Origin of the sequence: Geoalkalibacter sp., assembly GCF_030604225.1 — a bacterium.
Classification (GTDB): domain Bacteria; phylum Desulfobacterota; class Desulfuromonadia; order Desulfuromonadales; family Geoalkalibacteraceae; genus Geoalkalibacter.
This window is the reverse complement of the sequence record NZ_JAUVWH010000001.1, coordinates 14,852-35,807: the sequence shown is the minus strand read 5'-3', so window position 1 is coordinate 35,807 and position 20,956 is coordinate 14,852. Positions and strand designations below refer to the sequence as shown.

General features: G+C 61.3%; 19 protein-coding genes and 1 tRNA gene. 7 read left to right on the top strand and 13 right to left on the bottom strand.

All coding sequences use genetic code 11. The annotated features are described in order from the left end of the window. Nucleotides 1-18: 18 nt before the first annotated feature. From QAT43_RS00175 to gap, 8 genes are all read right to left on the bottom strand, one after another. Nucleotides 19-2,202: a PEP/pyruvate-binding domain-containing protein gene (locus QAT43_RS00175; RefSeq protein ID WP_305040995.1), complete on the bottom strand. Its 2,184-nt coding sequence runs from the start codon at nucleotides 2,200-2,202 to the stop codon at nucleotides 19-21. Then, a complete protein-coding gene (locus QAT43_RS00170) occupies nucleotides 2,199-2,660 on the bottom strand; it encodes a pyridoxamine 5'-phosphate oxidase family protein (RefSeq protein WP_305040994.1) in 462 nt (153 codons plus the stop codon). Before QAT43_RS00170 ends, QAT43_RS00175 begins: the two co-directional genes overlap by 4 nt. Before the next feature lie 22 nt (nucleotides 2,661-2,682). After that, complete coding sequence (locus tag QAT43_RS00165) at nucleotides 2,683-2,880, bottom strand: hypothetical protein (protein WP_305040993.1); 198 nt, start codon at nucleotides 2,878-2,880, stop codon at nucleotides 2,683-2,685. A 163-nt stretch (nucleotides 2,881-3,043) separates the two neighbouring features. Continuing rightward, nucleotides 3,044-3,130, bottom strand: a tRNA-Leu gene (locus QAT43_RS00160). Nucleotides 3,131-3,180: 50 nt separating this feature from the next. Next, nucleotides 3,181-3,585: a preprotein translocase subunit SecG gene (secG, locus tag QAT43_RS00155; RefSeq protein ID WP_305040992.1), complete on the bottom strand. Its 405-nt coding sequence runs from the start codon at nucleotides 3,583-3,585 to the stop codon at nucleotides 3,181-3,183. A gap of 80 nt (nucleotides 3,586-3,665) precedes the next feature. Continuing rightward, nucleotides 3,666-4,424: a triose-phosphate isomerase gene (tpiA, locus tag QAT43_RS00150; protein ID WP_305040991.1), complete on the bottom strand. Its 759-nt coding sequence runs from the start codon at nucleotides 4,422-4,424 to the stop codon at nucleotides 3,666-3,668. Between the two features lie 14 nt (nucleotides 4,425-4,438). Further along, entirely contained in the window at nucleotides 4,439-5,629 is a 1,191-nt protein-coding gene (locus tag QAT43_RS00145; protein ID WP_305040990.1) for a phosphoglycerate kinase, read from the bottom strand. Nucleotides 5,630-5,719: 90 nt separating this feature from the next. Continuing rightward, nucleotides 5,720-6,721, bottom strand: coding sequence for a type I glyceraldehyde-3-phosphate dehydrogenase (gene gap, locus QAT43_RS00140; protein WP_305040989.1), 1,002 nt, complete (start codon nucleotides 6,719-6,721; stop codon nucleotides 5,720-5,722). A gap of 291 nt (nucleotides 6,722-7,012) precedes the next feature. Here gap and QAT43_RS00135 point away from each other — a divergent pair, with 291 nt between their 5' ends. The 6 genes from QAT43_RS00135 to pyrE all read left to right on the top strand — a co-directional run bounded on the left by QAT43_RS00135 (nucleotide 7,013) and on the right by pyrE (nucleotide 15,371). Continuing rightward, entirely contained in the window at nucleotides 7,013-7,786 is a 774-nt protein-coding gene (locus QAT43_RS00135) for an MBL fold metallo-hydrolase (protein ID WP_305040988.1), read from the top strand. Nucleotides 7,787-7,953: 167 nt separating this feature from the next. Next, on the top strand, nucleotides 7,954-9,249 hold the full coding sequence (gene purB / locus QAT43_RS00130; protein WP_305040987.1) for an adenylosuccinate lyase: 1,296 nt from the start codon (nucleotides 7,954-7,956) through the stop codon (nucleotides 9,247-9,249). Between the two features lie 99 nt (nucleotides 9,250-9,348). Continuing rightward, on the top strand, nucleotides 9,349-12,339 hold the full coding sequence (locus tag QAT43_RS00125; protein ID WP_305040986.1) for a phosphoribosylformylglycinamidine synthase subunit PurS: 2,991 nt from the start codon (nucleotides 9,349-9,351) through the stop codon (nucleotides 12,337-12,339). 2 nt (nucleotides 12,340-12,341) lie between these two features. Further along, nucleotides 12,342-13,172, top strand: coding sequence for a phosphoribosylformylglycinamidine synthase subunit PurQ (locus QAT43_RS00120; RefSeq protein ID WP_305040985.1), 831 nt, complete (start codon nucleotides 12,342-12,344; stop codon nucleotides 13,170-13,172). A 104-nt stretch (nucleotides 13,173-13,276) separates the two neighbouring features. Next, the gene (purF, locus tag QAT43_RS00115; RefSeq protein ID WP_305040984.1) at nucleotides 13,277-14,683 is read left to right on the top strand and encodes an amidophosphoribosyltransferase; all 1,407 of its coding nucleotides are present in this window, start codon (nucleotides 13,277-13,279) and stop codon (nucleotides 14,681-14,683) included. Nucleotides 14,684-14,813: 130 nt separating this feature from the next. Further along, entirely contained in the window at nucleotides 14,814-15,371 is a 558-nt protein-coding gene (pyrE, locus tag QAT43_RS00110) for an orotate phosphoribosyltransferase (protein WP_305040983.1), read from the top strand. Between the two features lie 64 nt (nucleotides 15,372-15,435). On the opposite strand, the gene QAT43_RS00105 is transcribed toward pyrE, so the two are convergent. The 3 genes from QAT43_RS00105 to nadB are packed head-to-tail and all read right to left on the bottom strand — an operon-like array spanning nucleotide 15,436 to nucleotide 17,547. Continuing rightward, nucleotides 15,436-15,645, bottom strand: a complete 210-nt coding sequence (locus QAT43_RS00105; RefSeq protein ID WP_305040982.1) for a hypothetical protein — start codon at nucleotides 15,643-15,645, stop codon at nucleotides 15,436-15,438. Between the two features lie 2 nt (nucleotides 15,646-15,647). Beyond that, nucleotides 15,648-15,920, bottom strand: coding sequence for a chorismate mutase (gene pheA / locus QAT43_RS00100; protein WP_305040981.1), 273 nt, complete (start codon nucleotides 15,918-15,920; stop codon nucleotides 15,648-15,650). Between the two features lie 28 nt (nucleotides 15,921-15,948). Beyond that, nucleotides 15,949-17,547 (bottom strand): L-aspartate oxidase, encoded by a 1,599-nt coding sequence (gene nadB, locus QAT43_RS00095; RefSeq protein ID WP_305040980.1) that lies wholly within the window; start codon nucleotides 17,545-17,547, stop codon nucleotides 15,949-15,951. 243 nt (nucleotides 17,548-17,790) lie between these two features. Between nadB and QAT43_RS00090 the strand changes: the two genes are divergently transcribed. Next, nucleotides 17,791-18,348 carry a lytic transglycosylase domain-containing protein gene (locus QAT43_RS00090; RefSeq protein WP_305040979.1) on the top strand — a complete coding sequence of 186 codons (558 nt, stop codon included), beginning with the start codon at nucleotides 17,791-17,793 and terminating at the stop codon, nucleotides 18,346-18,348. A 135-nt stretch (nucleotides 18,349-18,483) separates the two neighbouring features. On the opposite strand, the gene recG is transcribed toward QAT43_RS00090, so the two are convergent. Both recG and QAT43_RS00080 read right to left on the bottom strand, forming a co-directional pair. After that, nucleotides 18,484-20,634: an ATP-dependent DNA helicase RecG gene (gene recG / locus QAT43_RS00085; RefSeq protein ID WP_305040978.1), complete on the bottom strand. Its 2,151-nt coding sequence runs from the start codon at nucleotides 20,632-20,634 to the stop codon at nucleotides 18,484-18,486. Nucleotides 20,635-20,646: 12 nt separating this feature from the next. Beyond that, nucleotides 20,647-20,862 carry a DUF1858 domain-containing protein gene (locus QAT43_RS00080; protein WP_305040977.1) on the bottom strand — a complete coding sequence of 72 codons (216 nt, stop codon included), beginning with the start codon at nucleotides 20,860-20,862 and terminating at the stop codon, nucleotides 20,647-20,649. Nucleotides 20,863-20,956 lie beyond the last annotated feature (94 nt).

The following is a 20,956-nucleotide window of genomic DNA, read 5'->3' as shown; positions in this document are numbered from 1 at the left end:
GGCAAAACGCGCCTAGCTTTAATGAACCGCGGGCTCAACGGTGACCAGCCCCAGGTAGCCATCGACGGTAATCCGGTCGCCGGTGTTGATGAGGTCAATCGCACCGGGAACACCGGTAACGCAAGCCAAGCCGTATTCCCGGGCAATGATCGCGCCGTGAATGAGCATGCCGCCGCGGCGCTCCACAATACCTCCGGCGAGGGGCACCACAAAAGTCATGTTGGGATCCACGGCATCGCAAACCAGAATTTCGCCTGATTGGAACGCGCGGAGATCTTCGGGACGGCGGATGACGCGCGCGTGGCCCTGGGCCAATCCGGGCCCGGCCGGCTGACCGACGAGTTGACGTGCCTGCCGGCGCGTACCGGGAATCGCAGCGGCGGGCGGCGGCGGGAAAGGGGCGGCGGTGGTGCGGCGCGCAACGCGCGTCTTGCCGGGATCGATGAGGCTTGAGAGCAGGGGATGTGCGCCCTCGGCCAGGCGCCGTTCGGCTTCACGGCATGCCTCATGGAGTCGCGCCGAGAGACCGCCGATAAACAAGTTGTCGTTATCACGCAAACGGTAGCTGGCCCGGCCAATGTCCAGAACTTCCCGGGCCAGGGCCTGCTCCTTCGCTGAAAATGCCGCCCGATAGGCATCTTCTCTGGTCTGCCGGTGAGGGAAGTGCGCTTCCGGCGGTTTTTTTGCCAGTTCCAGAATAAGCCCCGCCAAGGACCGCGCCTCATCCTCCGGGCTGCCCATGACCCAGGAGAGTGTGCCGAAACGCGCCGTGAACCCGTGCAGATCCAAGACAAAAGGGCTGTCCGTCGGCAGCGTCCGACCGTCGCGAAGTTGTTGAGCAAGCTGCGGATTGGCGCGCACCCGTGCGGCCAGTTCTTGCAGGGCGCGATTGCGCTGCACCGCCAGCAATCCCTCATCACCCGCCAACAGATCGAGAAAAGCGAAGGGATCCTCCGGCCGCAGGCGGTCGTTGTAGAGTTGTCCGAAAAGGCGAATCCCATGCGCCATGGGGATGCACTCATCGCGGTAGCGTGCCTCCCAGGCGTCGAGAAGCCCCTGCCGCTCACGAATCGCCGCCGCCAGCGCTTCATCGTCGAGCTTCGTCAGATCCATGGATCCCAGGCGCCGTGCCTCCTGCTCCATGGCCGGCAGCAGCCCATCCTCGATGCGGCGGCGCAACTTGGCCAGAGTGGCCAAACTTTTGTGCAGGCTCAGATACCAGGCTCTTTCGTCGTTGTCCGCGGTGCCGCTCGCGGTAATGGGCCGCGCCTGCAAGGCGAACAGCGTGCCGTCACGTAGGGTCCACTCCACATCCTGGGCCGCGCCGAAATGATTCTCTGCCTGGCGCAGCAGGGCCAAAATCCGTCCAGCGTCCGTGTCGGACAAAGGCGATGCCGCACGTTGATCCGTCGGCAGGGGCTGCAATACAACGCCTTGCGGCACCGCGCGGCAGGCTTGTTCCCGCTGAGGCGCATGACGCTCGACGATCTGCCCGGAGGCATCGAAAAGGATGCGATCCGGCTCCACATCGCCATCGACCAACCCCTGATTGAGTCCCCAGACCGCCTCAATCGCCGCCAGATGCGGCCTCCCCGGGCAGCGGCTGAACGCGACCCCCGAGCAGGTGCCCTCGATCAATTCCTGCACCAGAACCGCCATGGAGCTGGTTGCGGGATCAAGGCTCAACTCCTGGCGGTAGAGCAGGGCCCGGTCGGACCACAGCGATGCCCACACCAGCCGCACCTTGTCGAGAATCGCGGCCAAGCCGCGCACATGGACAAAAGAGTCGTGCAGTCCGGCAAAGGAGGCGTTGGTCGTATCTTCCGCCGGTGCCGTGGAGCGCACGCTCAGGGGGTAATCGTCGTCGAAACGGGCGAAGAGGGATTGCGCCAGGACGTCACTCAGATCTTGCGGGAGGGGAGTCTGCAAAAAGAGGTGCCGCACCTTGAGGGCAAGATCCCATAATTCCTCCCAGCGCATCTGCGCAAATGCTTTGCGTTCGAGCAGCAGCGGCAGGCGCTCACGGATTCCGGTCTCATTCAGGTAATGATCATAGGCCGCTGTCGTGATGCAGAACCCCTGCGGCACGGTCAGGCCCGCGCGCGCCAGGCGCGCCAGGTTCACGGCCTTGCCGCCGGCGCGAGGCAGATCGTCGAGAGTCAACGCGGTGAGGTCGATAACCAGGTCGCGGGGTTTGATCATGGAGTAAAGTGATATTCCATGACGCTCTGAAAGCGCGTCACCAGGTAGATGCTCTCCACCCGCACCCTGAACAACGCGGTGCTGGGAGAGGCGGCGAACTCGGCCAAGTGGGGATGGCGCTCTAGATAAAACGCCTGATTTTTGTCGCGCTCCTGCGCGCTTAGCTCTTGCGCCACACCGAGGACCGTGGCCGCGGCCGCCCGGCTGAAATCGGCAACCTGGTTGGTGCGGTTGTCCAAGAGCAGCGCCACCCTTGGGTTCGTCGAGAGGTTGGCGTATTTGCGCGTGGCACGGGGCGTGGCGAAAAACAGGTGGCGCAAATCGGAGGTCATGGCAACCGCAACCAGGCTGGCATAGGGACGCGCGTCCGCTTCGGTGGATAAAACGGCAAGGTTCTGGCCGCTGCATAGCTGAAGCAGAAGTTCGCTGTCACCAAAATCGCTCAGGGTTTTTCCCATGTTAAGACGCGACCTCTTTTCTTTAAGGCTCCCCGTCCGTTGCCAAGACCAGTTGGACCCGCAAGGGTTCCGAATCCCAGATCACATTGGGATAGAGGGCATTGTTGAGTTTGAGGTAGGTACCGTCGAGGCCGCTCTCGGCCCACCAGCACTCGCTTCCCCGGCGGGGGAATTCGTTGAACAGATAGAGATCGTTGTTTTTATCCCTGGCGACGTACATGGCAACTCTCCCCTTTTCCCGTTCGCGGATCAAAGGCGCGGTCGCGCCCGGCTCAGGGTCCATTATAACAAAGGTTGTCGAATCCACCGGTACAGGGTTCTTTGGGAGGCACAAAACTAAAAGCCCGGCGCGTCCAGTTGGACGGCCGGGCTTTTCTGTTCGCTGGTGCCGAAGAGGAGACTCGAACTCCTACGACCTGTCGGTCACCACCCCCTCAAGATGGCGTGTCTACCAGTTCCACCACTTCGGCGAACGGATTGTCTTTATACAGATTTAGCTGAGGGTTGTCAATCAATTTTCTTAGTTCTGATTGGCCGGTTGCGCCGGAGCATTTTCCGCCGGCGCGGGTGCCGGTTCTGCAGCTGGTGCCACGGGTTCCGCCACGGGAGCCGGACCGGGGGGCAGGGCCGGATCAAGGGCCGGCAAGCTCTGCTGCGGGGGCGCGACCATGTCGGGCATGATGCTGCCGGCGCCGGGGCGGCCGGCGAAATAGGACAGCGTCAGGCTGGTGAGCATGAAGATTATGGCGGCGGCGCCCGTCAGCTTGCCGAGAAAGCTGCCGGCGCCCGCGGCGCCGAACACCGTGCCGCTGGCGCCGGCGCCGAAGGAAGCGCCGATGCTGGCACCCTTGCCGGCTTGCAGCAGGACGATGATGATCAAGGCGAAGCAGACCAGGATGTGCAGAAAAACAAGAAGCGTGGTCATTGAAAAAACGTTCTCCCATCAAAGTTTGGCGTTGAACCGGGCAAAACTATCACAGATGACGCGGGGAGAAAAGGAGAAAATCAGTTTTTTTCAAACCGGGCGATCCGAATAAAATCCCCGGCCTTGAGGCTCGCGCCGCCGACCAGGGTGCCGTCGATATCCATCTGCGCCATCAGGCCGTCGACGTTGTCGGGCTTGACGCTGCCGCCGTAGAGAATGCGCACCTGCTCGGCGAGGGGCGTGCCGAACAGGCCGGCGAGCAGGCCGCGCACGAAGGCATGGGCCACCTGGGCCTGTTCGCCGGTCGCGGTCTTGCCCGTGCCGATGGCCCACACCGGCTCATAGGCGACCACGACGTTGAGCATCTGGCTTTCGCTCAAGCCCTTGAGGCCGACGGTCACCTGGCGTTTCAGGACATCCATCATTTCATCGTTCTCGCGCTCCTCAAGCGTCTCGCCGATGCAGAAGATGGGCGTCAGCCCTTCGGCCAGAACCGCCTTGACCTTGCGGTTGATCAATTCATCCGTCTCGCCGAAAAGCTGACGGCGCTCGGAATGGCCGAGGATCACATGGGAACAACCGGCGTCCTTGAGTAGGGCGGGGGAGACTTCGCCGGTGAAGGCGCCGTTGTTTTCAAAATAGCAGTTCTGTGCCGCCAGGACGATGGACGAGCCTTCCAGCACCTTGGCGACGGGCACAAGAGCGGTGAAAACCGGCGCCACCACCACCTCGACATCGGTTATGTCGGCCAGGTTCTGTTTCAGGGCTTCGACCAGTTCCAGGGCCTCGGGAATGGTTTTGTGCAGCTTCCAATTGCCCGCGATCAGGGGTTTGCGCATATCGTCGTTCTCCCTTATTTGTCCGTCAACGCCGCCACGCCGGGCAGCACCTTGCCTTCAAGCAGTTCCAGGGACGCGCCGCCGCCGGTGGAAATATGCGTCATGCGCTCCTCGAGGCCGGATTTCTTCACCGCCGAAACCGAATCGCCGCCGCCGATGATGGTGGTGGCCTGGGATTCGGCCAGGGCGCGGGCCACGGCGAAAGTTCCCTCGGCAAAGGCGTCGAACTCGAAGACGCCCATGGGACCGTTCCACACCACGGTGCCGGCCTGGTCCAGCGCCTGCCGGTAGGCGGCGATGGTCCGCGGACCGATGTCCAAGGCCATCCAGTCCACCGGGAATCCGGTATTGTCACAGGTGCGATGCTCGGCATCGGCCTTGAATTCGCGGGCGATGACATGATCCTCGGGCAGCAGCAGGCTGACGCCCTTTTCCCTGGCCTGGGTCAGGAGCCGCCCGGCCAGTTCGATGCGGTCGGCTTCCACCAGGGATTTGCCGACCTCGATGCCTTGCGCCTTGAGGAAAGTGTAGGCCATGCCGCCGCCGATGATCAGGGTGTCGACCTTGGACAGCAGGTTTTCGATGACGGAAATCTTGTCGCTGACCTTGGCGCCGCCGAGCACGGCGACAAAAGGTCGCTTGGGCGCGGCCAGGGCGCCGCTCAGGTATTCGAGCTCCTTGCCCATGAGGAATCCGGCCACCGCCGGCTTGAGCAGGCGGGCGACGCCTTCCGTGGAGGCATGGGCGCGGTGGGCGGTGCCGAAGGCGTCGTTGACGTAGATTTCCGCAAGTTCCGCCAACTGCCGGCTAAATTCCGGGTCGTTTTTTTCCTCGCCGGGGTGAAAGCGCACGTTTTCCAGCAGCAGCACGTCGCCATCGGCCATTTTCTGGGTCAGGGCAAGGACTTCGGCGCCCACGCAATCCTTGGCCATGGCTACCGGGCGACCAAGAAGTTCGGCGAGATGAGGCGCCACGGGAGCCAGGCTGTATTTGGCCTCGGGTTTGGCCTTGGGGCGGCCGAGATGAGAGGCCAGAATCAGGCGGCCGCCTTGCTCGAGAATGTAGCGCAGGGTCGGCAGGGCGGCGGTGATGCGGGTATCGTCCTCGATTTCCTGCCGATCATTGAGAGGTACATTGAAATCCACGCGGCAGAACACGCGTTTGCCGCGAAAATCGACATCCTCGATGGTCATCTTGCGTGACATGCGGGCTTACCTCCAGAAAGGAAATGAAAATGAAGAAGGGGCAGGTCCCTGGTTTCGACCCGCCCCTTCGGCACACAAAAGGCCGATGACTTATTTCGATGCGATCAGCCGGGTCAGATCGAGCACCCGGCAGGAATAGCCCCACTCGTTGTCGTACCAGGACATGACCTTGACCAGATTGCCGTCGATGACATTGGTGGAGAGGGCATCGACGCTCGAAGATGCGGGGCTGCCGTTGAAGTCGCGGGACACCAGGGGTTCCTCGCAGTACACCAGGATGCCCTTGAGGGGGCCTTCTGCCGCGGCCTTGAGGGCGGCGTTGACCTCGGCGATGCTGGTGCTTTTCTTGGCGACGAAGACCAGATCAACCAGCGACACGTTGGGCACCGGCACGCGGATGGCCAGCCCGTCGAGCTTGCCCTTGAGCTGCGGCAGCACTTCGCTCACCGCCTTGGCGGCGCCGGTGGTGGTGGGAATCATGGACATGGCCGCCGCGCGCGCGCGGCGCAGGTCGCTGTGCGGCAAGTCGAGGATGCGCTGGTCGTTGGTATAGGCGTGAATGGTCGTCATCATCCCTTTTTCGATGCCGAACACCTCGTCCATGACCTTGGCGACGGGCGCTAGGCAGTTGGTGGTGCAGGAGGCGTTGGAGATGATGTGGTGCTTGGCCGCATCATAGCTGCTTTCGTTGATGCCCATGCAGATGGTGACATCGGGCTTCTTGGCCGGAGCAGAGATGATGACTTTGGCGGCGCCGCCGTCGATGTGCTTCTGCGCGCCGTCGCGGTCGGTGAAGTGACCGGTGGATTCGATCACCACCTTGACGCCGAGTTCCTTCCAGGGCAGTTTCGCCGGGTCTTTTTCGGCATAAACCTTAAGGGTCTTGCCGTTGACGCGCAGGGCGTTTTCCTCGACCTCGACCTTGGCATCGAAGGTGCCGTGAACCGAGTCGTATTTAAGCAGATGCGCCAGGGTCTTGGGGTCGGTCAGATCGTTGACGGCAACGATTTCGATATCCTGGCTGTTCTGGGCAGCGCGAAACACATTGCGGCCGATACGGCCGAATCCATTGATTGCCACTTTGACTGCCATGCAAATGACCTCCTTGCGAGCCGATGAAAGAAAAAAGCCTGAGGTGCCGGGTTGCGGCCCCGAAAAAATTATCCTGCAAAATCTACAACAGTTTTTAAAAAAGGCAAACAGTTGAATCATGGAAAGCGCAAGGAATGTGGCCCGCCAATGCTTTCGACGCGGCCGCGTGAGAAAGATTTTATCCTTGCCGATTCAGCGATTTTCAGGTATATAGGGCACCGCTTCCAGTGCTGTGCGAGGGCCTTCCTTGCACGGCACATTGTATTTTTACCCGGCGTGTGGGAGAGCTATTTGCGGGTCTGTCTGATTGCGAGCGGCAGCAAGGGAAACGCGATCTACCTGGAAAGCCGGGAAAGTCGCATTCTCGTCGACGCCGGACTGTCGGCGACAGAGTTGTCGCAGCGCCTGCGGCAGGTGGACGTCGCTCCCGAATCCCTGAGCGCGATTTTCGTCTCCCATGAACACGGCGATCACATGCGGGGCGTCGGTCCTCTGTCCCGACGTTATCGTCTGCCGGTGCATATCAATCCTGAAACCCGCCAGGCGTTTCCTGCCCTGGGAGCCATTACCGCAATCGAAGAATTTGATGCCGGAGCGACGTTCTGCTGTCGCGATCTGCGTGTCGAGACCTTTCCCCTGACCCACGACGCCGCTCAACCCGTCGGCTATGTGATCGAAACTCGGGAAGGCAAGCTGGGCATCGCAACGGATTTGGGCATCGGTACCCGCCTGGTTCGAGAGCGGCTCAAAGGTTGCCGGGTGCTGGTACTGGAAGCCAATCACGATGAAATTTTGCTGCGCGACGGCCCCTATCCCTGGCCCCTCAAGCAGCGCATCCGCGGCAATCACGGCCATCTGTCCAACAACGCCTGCGCCGAACTGCTGGCCGATCTGCTGTGGGACGGGCTGGAGGTGGTGTTTCTCGCCCATCTGAGCGAAACCAACAACCGCGCCGAGTTGGCCTTGGCCGAGGTGCGGCAGATGCTCGACGGCCAGAACCGCTGCCATCCGCAATTGATCGTCGGTCGGCAGGATGTGCCGAGCCTGTGCGTGGCGCTGACCTAAAGGCAAAGACAAAGACCCTTTGGGGACACGGATCATATCCGATAAAAGCGGATCAAGACTAGCGGAAGGCCTTTATTAACAATGAGAGGGTTTCTGTTTTATCCGCTTTGATCAGATCTGATCCGTGTCCCAAGCTTTTGAATTTTAACATCAGGAGTGCTTCCACCATGATCCCACGCTACACCCGCCCCGAAATGGCCCGCATCTGGGAACCCGAAAACCGCTTCCGCATCTGGCTGGAAATTGAAACCCTGGCCTGCGAGGCCCAGGCGGAACTGGGCGTGATTCCCCGCGAGGCGGTGAAGGTCATTCGCGAGAAAGGCCATTTCGACATCGCGCGCATCGACGAGATTGAGGCGGAAGTCAAGCACGACGTCATCGCCTTTCTGACCTCCGTCGCTGAATTTGTCGGTCCCGAGGCGCGCTTCATCCATCAGGGCATGACCAGCTCCGACGTGCTCGACACCTGCCTGTCGGTGCAACTGGTGCAGGCCGCCGACGAGTTGCTGGCCGATCTCGACATGGTGCTCGATTCCATTCGCGCGCGCGCCTTCGAGCACAAGGATACGGTGTGCATGGGACGCTCCCACGGCATTCACGCCGAACCTGTGACCTTCGGCCTCAAGCTCGCGACCTGGTATGCCGAGATGGAGCGCAACCGCAAGCGCCTCGAAGCCGCCCGCGAAAATATCGCCACGGGCGCCATTTCCGGCGCGGTGGGCACCTTCGCCAACATCGACCCAAGGGTTGAGGAGTATGTTTGCCGGCAGATGGGTCTTGAGCCCGAGCCGGTATCCACCCAGGTCATCCCCCGCGACCGTCATGCCGAGTATTTCTGCACCCTGGCGGTGATCGCCTCGTCCCTGGAGCGCATCTCCGTCGAGGTCCGGCACCTGCAGCGTACCGAAGTGCTGGAAGCCGAAGAATTTTTCAGTAAGGGGCAGAAGGGTTCCTCGGCCATGCCCCACAAGCGCAACCCCATCCTCAGCGAAAACCTCACCGGTCTCGCCCGCCTGGTGCGCGGCTACTGCATCCCGGCTCTGGAAAACGTGGCGCTCTGGCATGAGCGCGACATCTCCCACTCCTCCGTGGAGCGCAACATCGCCCCCGACGCGACGGTTACTCTCGATTTTGCCCTGCGCCGCCTCAACGGCCTGATCAAGAATCTGGTGGTCTATCCGCAAAACATGCTGAAAAACCTCAACCAGATGAAGGGCCTGGTGTTTTCCCAGAAAATCCTTCTCGACCTGACCCAGGCCGGGGTGTCGCGCGAGGACGCTTATCGCCTGGTGCAGCACAACGCCATGAAGGTCTGGGAGCAGGGCAAGGACTTCCAGGAAGAACTGCTGGCCGATGCCGAAGTGGTCAAGGCCCTCGGCGAAGCCAAGATCCGCGAATCCTTCGATCTGAACTATCACCTCAAGCACGTCGACACCATTTTCAAGCGGGTGTTCGGCGGGTAGGGGCAAGGCATGCGTCGCCCCTTGCCAAACAGCGATCGGCCCTTGTAAGGGCGATTCATCAATCGCCCCCGCCAATACCAGAACAACACAGGAGTTTGCATGCCCTGGAGAATCATTGTCGGATTAAAAGACGGCGTGCGTGATGCCCGCGGCGAGCGGGTGCGGCGCGAACTCAGTCGGCATCTGCAAATCGAGTTGGAAAGCGTGCGCACCCTCGACGTGTACACGGTGGATGCCGCCCTGAGCGATGAAGAAGTCGCGGCCGCCGCGCGTGGACCCTTCTCCGATTCGGTGATTCAGGACGTCGCCGTCAACCGGCCCCTGGCCCACGACTTCGACATCCTTATCGAGGTGGGCTTTCGACCTGGCGTGACCGACAACGTGGGGCGCACCGCCCGCGAGGCGATCCAGTATCTGACCGGTCGCAAGTTCGCCGCCGGGGAGGGGGTCTACACCTCGGTACAGTACCTGCTCAAGGGACGTATCGACAAGGCGGCCGCCGAGCGCATCGCCCACGATTTCCTCGGCAATGCCCTGATTCAGCGCTGGACCATCCTCGCGCGCGAGGACTTCGATTTTGAGCGCGGCGTGCCCCTGAGCATTCCTCGGGTCATCAGCACCGCCACCCCGGAGATCCGGGAAATCGACCTGAACGTCAGCGACGAGGAACTGCTTAGAATCAGCAAGGAGGGCATGCTGGCCCTCAACCTCGAGGAGATGAAGGCGATTCAGGCCTACATCGCCGATCCCGCCGTCATCGCCAAGCGGCGCAAGGTCGGGCTGGGCGCCAAGCTCACCGATGCCGAACTTGAAGCGCTGGCCCAGACCTGGAGCGAGCACTGCAAGCACAAGATCTTCGCCGCGCGCATCGATTACGAGGACGGGGAGGGTGGCCGCGAAACCATCGACTCGCTGTTTCGCAATTTCATCGCTGAAACCACCCGCCTGGTGCGGCAAAATCTCGGTGACCGGGATTTCTGCCTGTCGGTATTCAAGGACAACGCCGGGGTGATCCGCTTCAACGACGACTGGAGCATCGCCTTCAAGGTTGAAACCCATAACTCGCCCAGCGCCCTCGACCCTTATGGCGGCGCGCTGACCGGCATCGTCGGTGTCAACCGCGACGCCTTCGGTACCGGCATGGGCGCGCGTCTGTTGTTCAATACCGATGTGTTCTGCTTCGCCTCGCCCTTTTACGATCAACCCCTGCCGCCGCGCCTGCTGCATCCGCGCCGCATTTTCGAGGGCGTGGTCGAGGGGGTCGAGCACGGCGGCAACAAAAGCGGCATTCCCACGGTCAACGGCTCCATCGTCTTCGACGAGCGCTTCGCCGGCAAGCCCCTGGTCTATTGCGGCACCGGCTCCATCATGCCCGCCACCCTGAACGGCAAGCCCTGCCATGAGAAAAAAGCCGAGGACGCCGATCGCATCGTCATGGTCGGCGGGCGCATCGGCAAGGACGGCATCCACGGCGCCACCTTTTCCTCGGAAGAACTCCATGAGGGCTCGCCGGCCACCGCGGTGCAGATCGGCGACCCCATCACCCAGCGGCGCATGTTCGACTTTCTCATCCTGGCCCGCGACCGCGGTCTGTACAACTCCATCACCGACAACGGCGCGGGCGGCCTGTCCTCGTCCGTCGGCGAAATGTCCGAGGACACGGGTGGCTTCGAGCTACACCTGGATCGCGCGCCTCTCAAATATCCCGGCCTCCAGCCCTGGGAAATCCTTATTTCCGAGGCCCAGGAGCGCATGACGGTGGCCGTGCCGCCGCACAAGATCGATGCGTTCCTGCAACTGGCCGCCGAGATGGATGTGGAGGCCACCGACCTGGGTGAGTTCACCACCTCGGGCTACTTTCATTGTCTCCATGAGGGGCGCACCGTCACTTATCTGGACATGAATTTTCTGCACAAGGGCGTGCCGCAGCTCAAGCTTCCCGCCCGCTGGCGGACGCCCGAGGAACGCGGCCTGCGCGAACCGCTCCTCGATCCCCCCGCCGATGCCACCACGGTGCTCAAGCAACTGCTGGGCCGCCTCAATATCTGCTCCAAGGAAAGCGTGGTGCGCCGCTACGACCATGAGGTGCAGGCCGGCACCGTGGTCAAACCCCTTACCGGCGTGGTCAACGACGGCCCTTCGGACGCCGCCGTGGTGCGTCCCCTGGCCGAGAGTTTCGAGGGCATCGTCGTCGCCCACGGCATCTGCCCGCGCTACAGCGATATCGACACCTACCAGATGATGGCCTGCGCCATCGACGAGGCGCTGCGCAACTACGTGGCCGTCGGCGGCGACATCGACCATGTGGCGGGGCTTGACAATTTCTGCTGGTGCGACCCGGTGGAGAGCGAAAAAACGCCCGACGGCGCCTACAAGGCCGCCCAGCTGGTGCGGGCCAATAAGGCCCTGCGCGATTATTGCGTGGCTTTCGGCGTGCCGCTGATCTCGGGCAAGGACTCCATGAAGAACGACTACATGATCGGCGACCGCAAGATCTCCATCCCGCCGACGGTGCTCTTTTCCGTCATGGGCCGCGTGGACGACGTACGCCGAGCCGTCACCATGGATGTCAAGGCACCCGGTGATCTGGTCTATGTGCTCGGCGTTACCCGTGATGAACTGGGCGGCTCCGAATATTACGCCCTGCGCGGTGAACTCGGGCGCAACGTGCCGACGGTCGATGCTCCCGCCGCCCTGCGGCTGTTCCGCGCTCTCAACCGTGCCCAGGAAGAGGGCGTGCTGGCCTCCTGTCACGATCTTTCCGACGGCGGTTTGGGCGTGGCACTGGCGGAAACCGCCTTCGCCGGCGGCTTCGGCATTCGCGCCGATCTGCGCCAGGTGAGGACGGCGGGCGCGATGGCCGATGCGCAGGTTCTGTTCAGCGAAACCCCGAGCCGCTTCCTGGTCAGCGTCAACCCCGATGATCGCGACCGATTTGAAGGTCTGTTCGCGGATCTTGATGTGTCGCTGATCGGTGAGGTCATTGCCGAGCCGGTGCTGGAACTGACCGGATTAGAGGGGCAAGCCCTGGTGCGCGCTGGCCTGGATGAACTCAAGGCGGCCTGGCAGGCGCCTTTGAAGGAGATGTAGAGATGCCCAAGAAAGTACGCGCTGTCGTCATTGCCGGCAACGGCACCAATTGTGAGCGCGAGGTCGCGGCGGCCTGCCGCCTGGCCGGCAGCGACGTGGCCGATGTCGTGCATATCGCCGAACTCCTGGCCGGTCGCGCCAGCCTTGACGATTACCATTTTCTCAATCTGGCCGGCGGTTTTCTCGACGGCGATGACCTGGGCAGCGCCAAAGCCGGCGCCAACCGCCTGCGGCATGCCCGCATCCAGGGCAGCGAGGAGCATCTGAGCGATCAGTTGCGTCGCTTCATCAGCGACGGCAAGCTGATCATGGGCGTGTGCAACGGCTTTCAGTTGATGATCAAGATGGGGCTGCTGCCCGCCCTCGACGGTGACTACCAAACCCAGAGCGCCACCCTGACCTTCAACGACGGCGGGCGCTTCGAGGATCGCTGGGCCTACCTCAAGATCGATCCCTATTCTCCTTGCGTGTTCACCCAGGGCATCAACGGCGTGTATCTGCCGGTGCGTCACGGCGAGGGCAAGTTCGTGCCGGCTTCCGACGCTGTTCTGCAGGAGATTGAAAGCCGCCATTTGGCCGTCATGCGCTATTCCGACGCCAATTACCATCGCACCGCCCTCGATTATCCCGCGAATCCCAACGGTTCGTTGGCGGGCATCGCCGGGATTTGCGATGAAACCGGACGGCTCTTCGGCCTCATGCCGCATCCCGAAGCCTACGTGCATCGCACCCATCATCCTCGCTGGACCCGTGAGCCCGGATTGCCCGAGGAGGGCATGGGCCTGTGGCTGTTCCAGAATGCGGTGCGCTTCGTGCGGGACAACCTTTTATGACCGCCTCGGTATCTTTTCCGGATGCACCTGTGCTAGACTGTGCGCCATCCGGAGATGAGCTCTGGAAACCTTAAAACCTCACAAAAACAGGGACATATCTCGGCATGTTTGATAAGTTGCATGAAGAGTGCGGCGTATTCGGCATCTTCGGTCATCCGGAAGCCTCCAATCTCAGCTACCTGGGACTCTATGCCCTGCAGCATCGTGGCCAGGAAAGCTGCGGCATCGTCGCCTCGGACGGCACCCGCCTGCGTGCCCATCGCGGCATGGGGCTGGTTGCCGATGTCTTCAAGGACGAGGAAATCTTCAATCGCCTCTCGGGGCGCAGCGCCATCGGCCATGTACGCTATTCCACCGCCGGCGGCAGCGACATCAAGAACGTGCAGCCCATCATGGTGGATTACCTGCGCGGCAGCATCGCCGTGGCTCACAACGGCAACCTGGTCAACGCCCAGGAGATTCGCAACGAGCTGGAACTGGCCGGCTCGATCTTTTCCACCACCTCCGACACCGAGGTTATCGTTCATTTGCTCGCCCGCGCGCAGGCCGATTCCCTGCCGGATCGTATCGGGCAGGTGCTGCAGGACGTGCGCGGCGCCTACAGCCTGGTGTTTCTGACCGAAACGCGCATGGTGGCGGTGCGCGACCCCAACGGTTTCCGGCCCCTGGTGCTGGGGCGCCTGGACGGGGCCTACGTGGTGGCGTCCGAATCCTGCGCCTTCGATCTCATCGAGGCGGAATTTATTCGCGAAATCGAGCCCGGCGAGATGGTGCTCATCGACAAGGAGGGGATGAAGAGCTACCAACCCTTCGGCAAGGCCAATCCCACCCCGTGCATTTTCGAGCACATTTACTTCGCCCGTCCCGACAGCGTGGTGTTTGGCCGCCAAGTCTATGGCGTGCGTAAGGAATTCGGTCGCATGCTGGCCCGCGAGCATGCCGTGGACGCCGATGTGGTGATTCCCATCCCCGACTCCGGCGTGCCCGCGGCCATCGGCTACGCCGAGGAATCGGGCATTCCCTTTCAGCTTGGCCTGATCCGCAACCATTACGTCGGACGCACCTTTATCGAGCCGCAGCAGTCCATCCGCCATTTCGGCGTCAAGATCAAGCTCAACCCGGTGCGCGAGGTCATCGAAGGCAAGCGCGTGGTGGTGATCGATGATTCCATCGTGCGCGGCACCACCGCGCGCAAGATCATCAAGATGATCCGCGCCGCCGGCGCCAAGGAAATTCATGTGCGCATTTCCAGCCCGCCGACCAGCTTTCCCTGCTACTACGGTATCGACACCCCGACGCGCAAGGAGCTGATTTCCTCCTCCCACACCATCGAGGAAATCAACCGCTACATCACCTCGGACACCCTGGGCTACCTCTCCCGCGAAGGCATGCGCGAGGCCGCCGGTCTACCGGGCAGCAAGGGGGGGCATTTCTGCGATGCCTGCTTCAGCGGTTTCTACCCGGTGAAATTTCCGCGCCTCAAGGCCGACAGCCAGTTGGGATTGTTTTAAGCCAAACCGTTGGACGCGGATGAACGCGGAAAAGGCGGGATCAGGGCGGATTTTCACTTAAGGTCAATCCGCGGTTATCCTGAAAATCCGCGTCCCAATGATTTTGATTTTTTCAACAGGAGGATTTTTCATGACACAGGAAGAACGCAACGAACTTGTTCAAATCATTCGCGAACTCTCCTACGAGCAGCGTGAAGTGACCCTGGCCTCGGGGCGCAAGAGCAATTTTTATTTTGACGGCAAGCAGACCACGCTGCACGCGCGCGGCGGACTGCTGGTGGGCAAGGCCTTCTGGCAGGAGGTCAAGCAGTTTGAAGGGCCGATTCACGGTGTGGGCGGCTTGACCTTGGGCGCCGACCCCATCGCCACGGCGACCTCCATCGCCGCCCGCCTGGAAGGGCAGAGCGTGCATGCTTTCATCATCCGCAAGGAGCCCAAGGGCCACGGCACCGGCCAGTGGCTCGAAGGGCGAAAAAACCTGCCGCCCGGTTCGCGCGTGGTGATCGTGGAAGATGTCACCACTACCGGCGGTTCGTCCATGAAAGCCGTGGAACGCGCCCAGGAAGAGGGCCTTGAAGTGGTCGGGATCGTGACGTTGGTGGATCGCGAGGAGGGCGCCCGCGAAAACATCGAGGGCGCCGGGCAAAAGCTGCGCGCCGTCCTCACCCGCACGCAGGTGGTGGGGTAGATTTTTACCAAGGACAAATGACCAAGGACCAATGACAAAAGGCTGCCCCAACAGGGCGGCCTTTTCATTCTTCCTCAGGAATCTTGAACACTTCCAGCACCCCCGGCAGGCTGCGGAGTTCCTGGCGATCGATCGTCTGGGTTTCGCCGATGACGCCGATAATCGTGCGGTTGGCGCCGGTGGACTGGTGGAAATCAAAATCGCGCTCGACCAGATACTGCTTCACCCCACGCATGTCCGTCTCGCCGGCGGATCTCTTCATGACAATCAGCATTCTCAGATCCCTTTCGTTCTGATGCGCTCCAGGCTGCGCGACTCGTCGATGACGCGCTCGAACAGCCGCACGATGGCGCCGTCGTCGAGGGGGCCGGGATTGGCCGCCTTCATCCGCTCAAAAATCTTCTTTTCCCGCTCGGGATCGTAGACCGGCAAACCGTGCTTTTTTTTGTGGTGGCCGATTTCCAGGGCGAGTTGCGCTCGCTGATTGAAAATTTTCAGCAACCTGTCATCGAGATCGTCAATCTGCTTGCGAATGTCGCTGATATCCATGGCTTGCTCCCGTGCGATGCCGCTAGGCTCAATAGGTTTTGCGGATCACCGTGTCTTTTTTCCAGTGAATGTCGTCGGTCTGCGGAAAATCGATGGTGTAGTGCAGACCGCGACTTTCCTTGCGCTCCAGGGCACAGCGGATGATGAGTTCGGCGACGGTGGCGATGTTGCGCAATTCGATGAGATCGGAGGTGATGAAGAAATCCCAGTAATAGTCGGCGATTTCTTCCTGAATCATCTGAATTCGGCGATGGGCGCGCACCAGGCGCTTGGTGGAGCGCACGATGCCGACATAATTCCACATGGACAGGCGAATTTCATCCCAGTTGTGGGCGACCACCACCTCTTCGTCGCTGTTGCGCGCCGAGCCGCTATCCCAGGCGGCAATGGGAGGGAAGGGGACGGCCGGCTCGGTGAGCCGTTCCAGGCAGACCTTGGCGCAGCGTTCGGCGTAGACCACGCCTTCGAGAAGACTGTTGCTGGCTAGGCGATTGGCACCGTGGAGACCCGTGCAGGCCACTTCGCCGATGGCGAAGAGGTTGACGATGCAGGTTTCGCCCCAGGTGTCGGTCTGCACGCCACCGCACAGATAATGCGCGGCCGGCACCACCGGGATAGGCTCGGTGGTCATGTCGATGCCGTAGGAGAGGCAGGTCTCGGAAATGTTGGGGAAGTGGCCGCGGATGAATTCAGCACCCTTGTGGGTGATGTCGAGAAACACGCAGTCATCGCCATGGACCTTCATTTCATTGTCGATGGCGCGCGCCACGATGTCGCGCGGCGCCAGATCCTTCAGGGGATGATAGTTCTCCATGAAGGCGGTGCCGTCCTTGCGCCGCAGGATCGCGCCCTCGCCGCGCACCGCCTCGGAAATGAGGAACGACTTGGCATGGGGATGATAAAGCGTGGTGGGGTGAAACTGCATGAATTCCATGTTGGCGATGGCCGCGCCCGCCCGGTAGGCCATGGCCAGTCCGTCGCCGGTGGCCACGTCGGGATTGCAAGTGTAGCGGTAAACCTTGCCGCAGCCGCCGGTGGCGAGAATTGTGAAACGGGCACCAAAGGTCAGAACTTCGTTGTTGGCGATGTCCAGAATATAGGCGCCCAGGCAGCGGTTGGGATTCATCCGGCGGTGCAGGGCCTTGGCCTCGGTGATGAGATCGACGGCGATATGGTTCTCGAAAATTTGGATGTTGGGGTGTTGCCGAACGGCTTCGATGAGGGCCCGTTCGATTTCGCGGCCCGTCACATCCTGCACGTGGAAGATGCGCCGTTCGCTGTGGCCGCCCTCGCGGTGCAGGTCATAGCTCTGGTCGGCCTTGCGGGTGAATTCCACGCCCCAGTCGATGAGATTTTGAATGGCCTGGGGCCCCCCTTCGATGACCATGCGCACCACTTCGGGATGGGACAGTTGGGCGCCGGCCACCATGGTGTCCTCGATGTGCTTGGCAAAGGAGTCTTCCGGGGCAAAGACCGAGGCGATTCCGCCCTGGGCCATGTTGGTGGCCGAATCGGCGAGTTCACGCTTGGTAACCAGGGCGACTCGGCCATGCTCCGCGACCTTGAGCGCAAAGGACAGGCCGGCGATGCCGCTGCCGATGATCAAAAAATCCGAAGTGATCTTCATTGGGAAAGTCTCCCACGCAAGGACGAATGAAAGGAGTGGATGGTCGGGCGCGAATCCTGCAAGAAAAAACACCTCAGGTCGGCGATTGTCCGTTGCGAAAGTCCTGGCGGACGGGAGGTCGAAAGAGGCAACGCGCCATTATGAAAAGCGGCAAGAGACCTTGTCAAGTTTTTTGACGTAGCTAAAGTCATTGAAATTTTAGTTACTTTCAGATACAGTGACGAACTTCGAGGTTTTTCTCTCATGAAGAAGGCAAGCTCTTCCTATCTTTTCCTGCCGATATTCTTAACCCTGCTGCTGGTGCCGGTGCAGGGCAGGGCTGACATTTATCGTTATATCGATGCCAACGGCGTCGTGCATTTCACCAATGTTCCGACCCAATCCAACTATAGGTTTTTCCGCAAGGAAAACATGGAGCATGTGGGCGTCAAGGATATCGTGCGCCGTTACGCCGCGCTTTTTGACTTGGAAGAGGCCTTGGTGCATGCAGTGATCCGCGCCGAGAGCAATTTTAACCCCAAGGTCGTCTCGCGCAAGGGCGCGGTAGGTTTGATGCAGCTCATGCCCGATACGGCGCGGTACCTGGATGTCGGGAATCTGACCGATCCCGAGGAAAACATCCGCGGCGGCACCCAGTATCTGCGCATGATGCTCGACGAGTTCAACGGCGACCTGGAGTTGGCCTTGGCCGCCTACAACGCCGGCCCCAACAATGTGCGCCGCTATGGCGGCATTCCTCCCTTTGAAGAAACCCGCACCTACGTTACCCGCGTCAAGCAATACCTCAGTCAGTATCGCTGAGCCCGGTTTATTCGGAACGCAAGCAGGGGAGCCGGCCGCCTTGCTCCTGCCCCAAAGGGTAAAACCCATAACGTCGCATAAGATATATTATGTAAACTTTTTGATTGCGAAAATTGATGAGGGCAAGCAGGTGCGTCAGCCGATGCTGGCGAGTTCGAGGCGACTGCCCCAGCGGTCTAGGAGCGCCTGACGGGTTTCGGCGTATTGGGTTGCGGTGAGAAATGCGGGATCCTGCGCCAGGCGGAAGGCTTCCGTGCGAGCCAGTTCCAGGATGCGGCCGTCGCGCAGGAGATTGGCGACGCGAAAATCCGGCAGGCCGGCCTGCCGAGTGCCGAGGAATTCCCCCGGGCCGCGGATTTCGAGATCGGCCTCGGCGATGCGGAATCCATCGTTGGTTTCAGCCATGACCTCCAGCCGCCGTCGGCCATCCTCGCTGCAACGAATCGACTGCATCAGCAGACAATAACTCTGCTGGGCGCCGCGACCCACCCGGCCGCGCAACTGATGCAGTTGGGCCAGACCGAAGCGCTCGGCATGCTCCACCATCATGACGCTGGCGTTGGGAACATCGATACCCACTTCGATGACCGTGGTGGCGACCAGAAGATCGATCTCGCGGTTTTTGAAGGCGGTCATGACCGCCTCCTTTTCCTGGGGCTTGAGGCGTCCATGCAGCAGGCCGAGGCGGCGATCGGGAAAGATATCCTTGCGCAAGCTTTCCATGGCGGCTGTCGCCGCCAACAGATCGCTTTTTTCCGACTCTTCCACCAAGGGATAGACGAGATAGGCCTGCCTGCCCTGCTCCAGCTCTTTTCTAATGAGACGATAACCTTCTTGCCGGCGGTTCTCCGGGAGCACCCGGGTCTGGATGGGCGTGCGTCCGGGCGGCAGCTCGTCGATGACCGACAGGGCAAGGTCTCCGTACAGCGTGAGAGACAGGGTGCGGGGAATGGGTGTCGCCGTCATGACCAGAATATCGGGGTTTTCGCCCTTATGGCGCAGCAAGCCGCGCTGGAGCACGCCGAAGCGGTGCTGCTCGTCGATGATGCCGAGCCCCAGGCGCTTGAATTCCACGCCCTCCTGGAGCACCGCGTGGGTACCGACCACCAGATCCGCCTCCCCTGCCTTGATCCGGGCTTGGGCCTCGGCCTTGTCCTTGGCGCTGAGTGAACCCGACAGCAGCAGGGCGCGCAACCCAAGTTTGTCCAACCACCCGTGAAATTGCAGAAAGTGTTGCTCGGCAAGAATTTCCGTGGGGGCGATGACCGCGACCTGGGTCTGATTTTCAATGGCGATGAGCGCCGCCATGAGGGCAACGATGGTCTTGCCGCTGCCGACATCGCCCTGCACCAGGCGGTTCATGGGATGGGGCGCCATCATGTCCGCCTTGATTTCTCCGAGAACCCGGCGCTGGGCGTCGGTCAGGCGATAGGGCAGCATCCCCGCCAGGGGACGGGTGTATTTATGGGTGACGGCAAAGGCGATGCCTGGTTCGAGAACCACGCCCCGGCGCTTGAGGGCCAGTCCCAATTCGAGGAAAAAGAACTCATCATAGACCAGCGCGGAACGGGGACGGCTCGCTCCACCGTCCAGATCGAAATCCGGCCCTGGATGTTCCGGCCAATGACAGTCGCGCAGGGCTTCGGCCAGGGGCGGGAACTGATGCTTGCGCAGAATATCGGCGGGGACGGGCGATACGGCGCTGGGCGCGAATTCGTCGATGATTTGCTTGAAAATCTTGCGGGCGACTTTTTGCGACAGGCCTTCGGTGAGAGGATAGACCGGCAGGATGCGGCCAAAACTCAGAGGGTCCTCGGCCACGACCTGTTCCAGGGTCTTGTCGCCGAGCAGTTCCGCATCGGGGTGGTGAATTTCTCGCACCGCGCCGAAGCGCTTGACTTCACCGGTGAACACGGCGCGCGCGCCGATGGGAAAGCGTTTTTTCAGCCATTCCTTGCGGTAATGAAACCACTTGAGGGACACCTGACCGCTGCCGTCGCCGACCACGACTTCATAGAGTCGCTTGCGGGTTCGAGAGGTCAGGGTCTCACCGCTGGCCAGGACCTCGCCGACGAAGACTTCCTGGCGGCCGTCGCGCAACTGGGCGATGCGGCGCATCTCGCGGCGATCCTCATAGCGATGGGGCAGATGGTAAAGGGCGTCTTCGACGGTCTTGAGGCCGGCTTTTTCGAGGATTTGCAACAAGCGCGGTCCCACTCCCCTGATGTGCGTCAGGGGAGTGGCAAGCAGTTGCCGACTGCGTTGGTAGGTCGGGGTTGGGGGCATCTGCCCTCCCCTTTACTGAGGCGAGGCGCCTTCGAAGATGGCGTTGAGGTCGCGCAGCAGGTCATCGATGCTGATGCCGTGCGCCATGGCCCCCTGCTCCAACCTTTCGTTCATGGCACCCATGCAGCCGACGCAGCCCATGTTGTAGCGGCCGAGAACCTTGGCGACATCGGGATGCATCTTGAGGATTTGGAAAAAGGTCATGTCCTTGGTGATGGTCTGGCTCATGTCGACTCCGTAAAATAAGTTTATTCAAGCCTTGGATAGTACCCCAAGACGGGGGGCGAAACCAAGGAACTTTACAGCCCAAAACGAAAAAAGG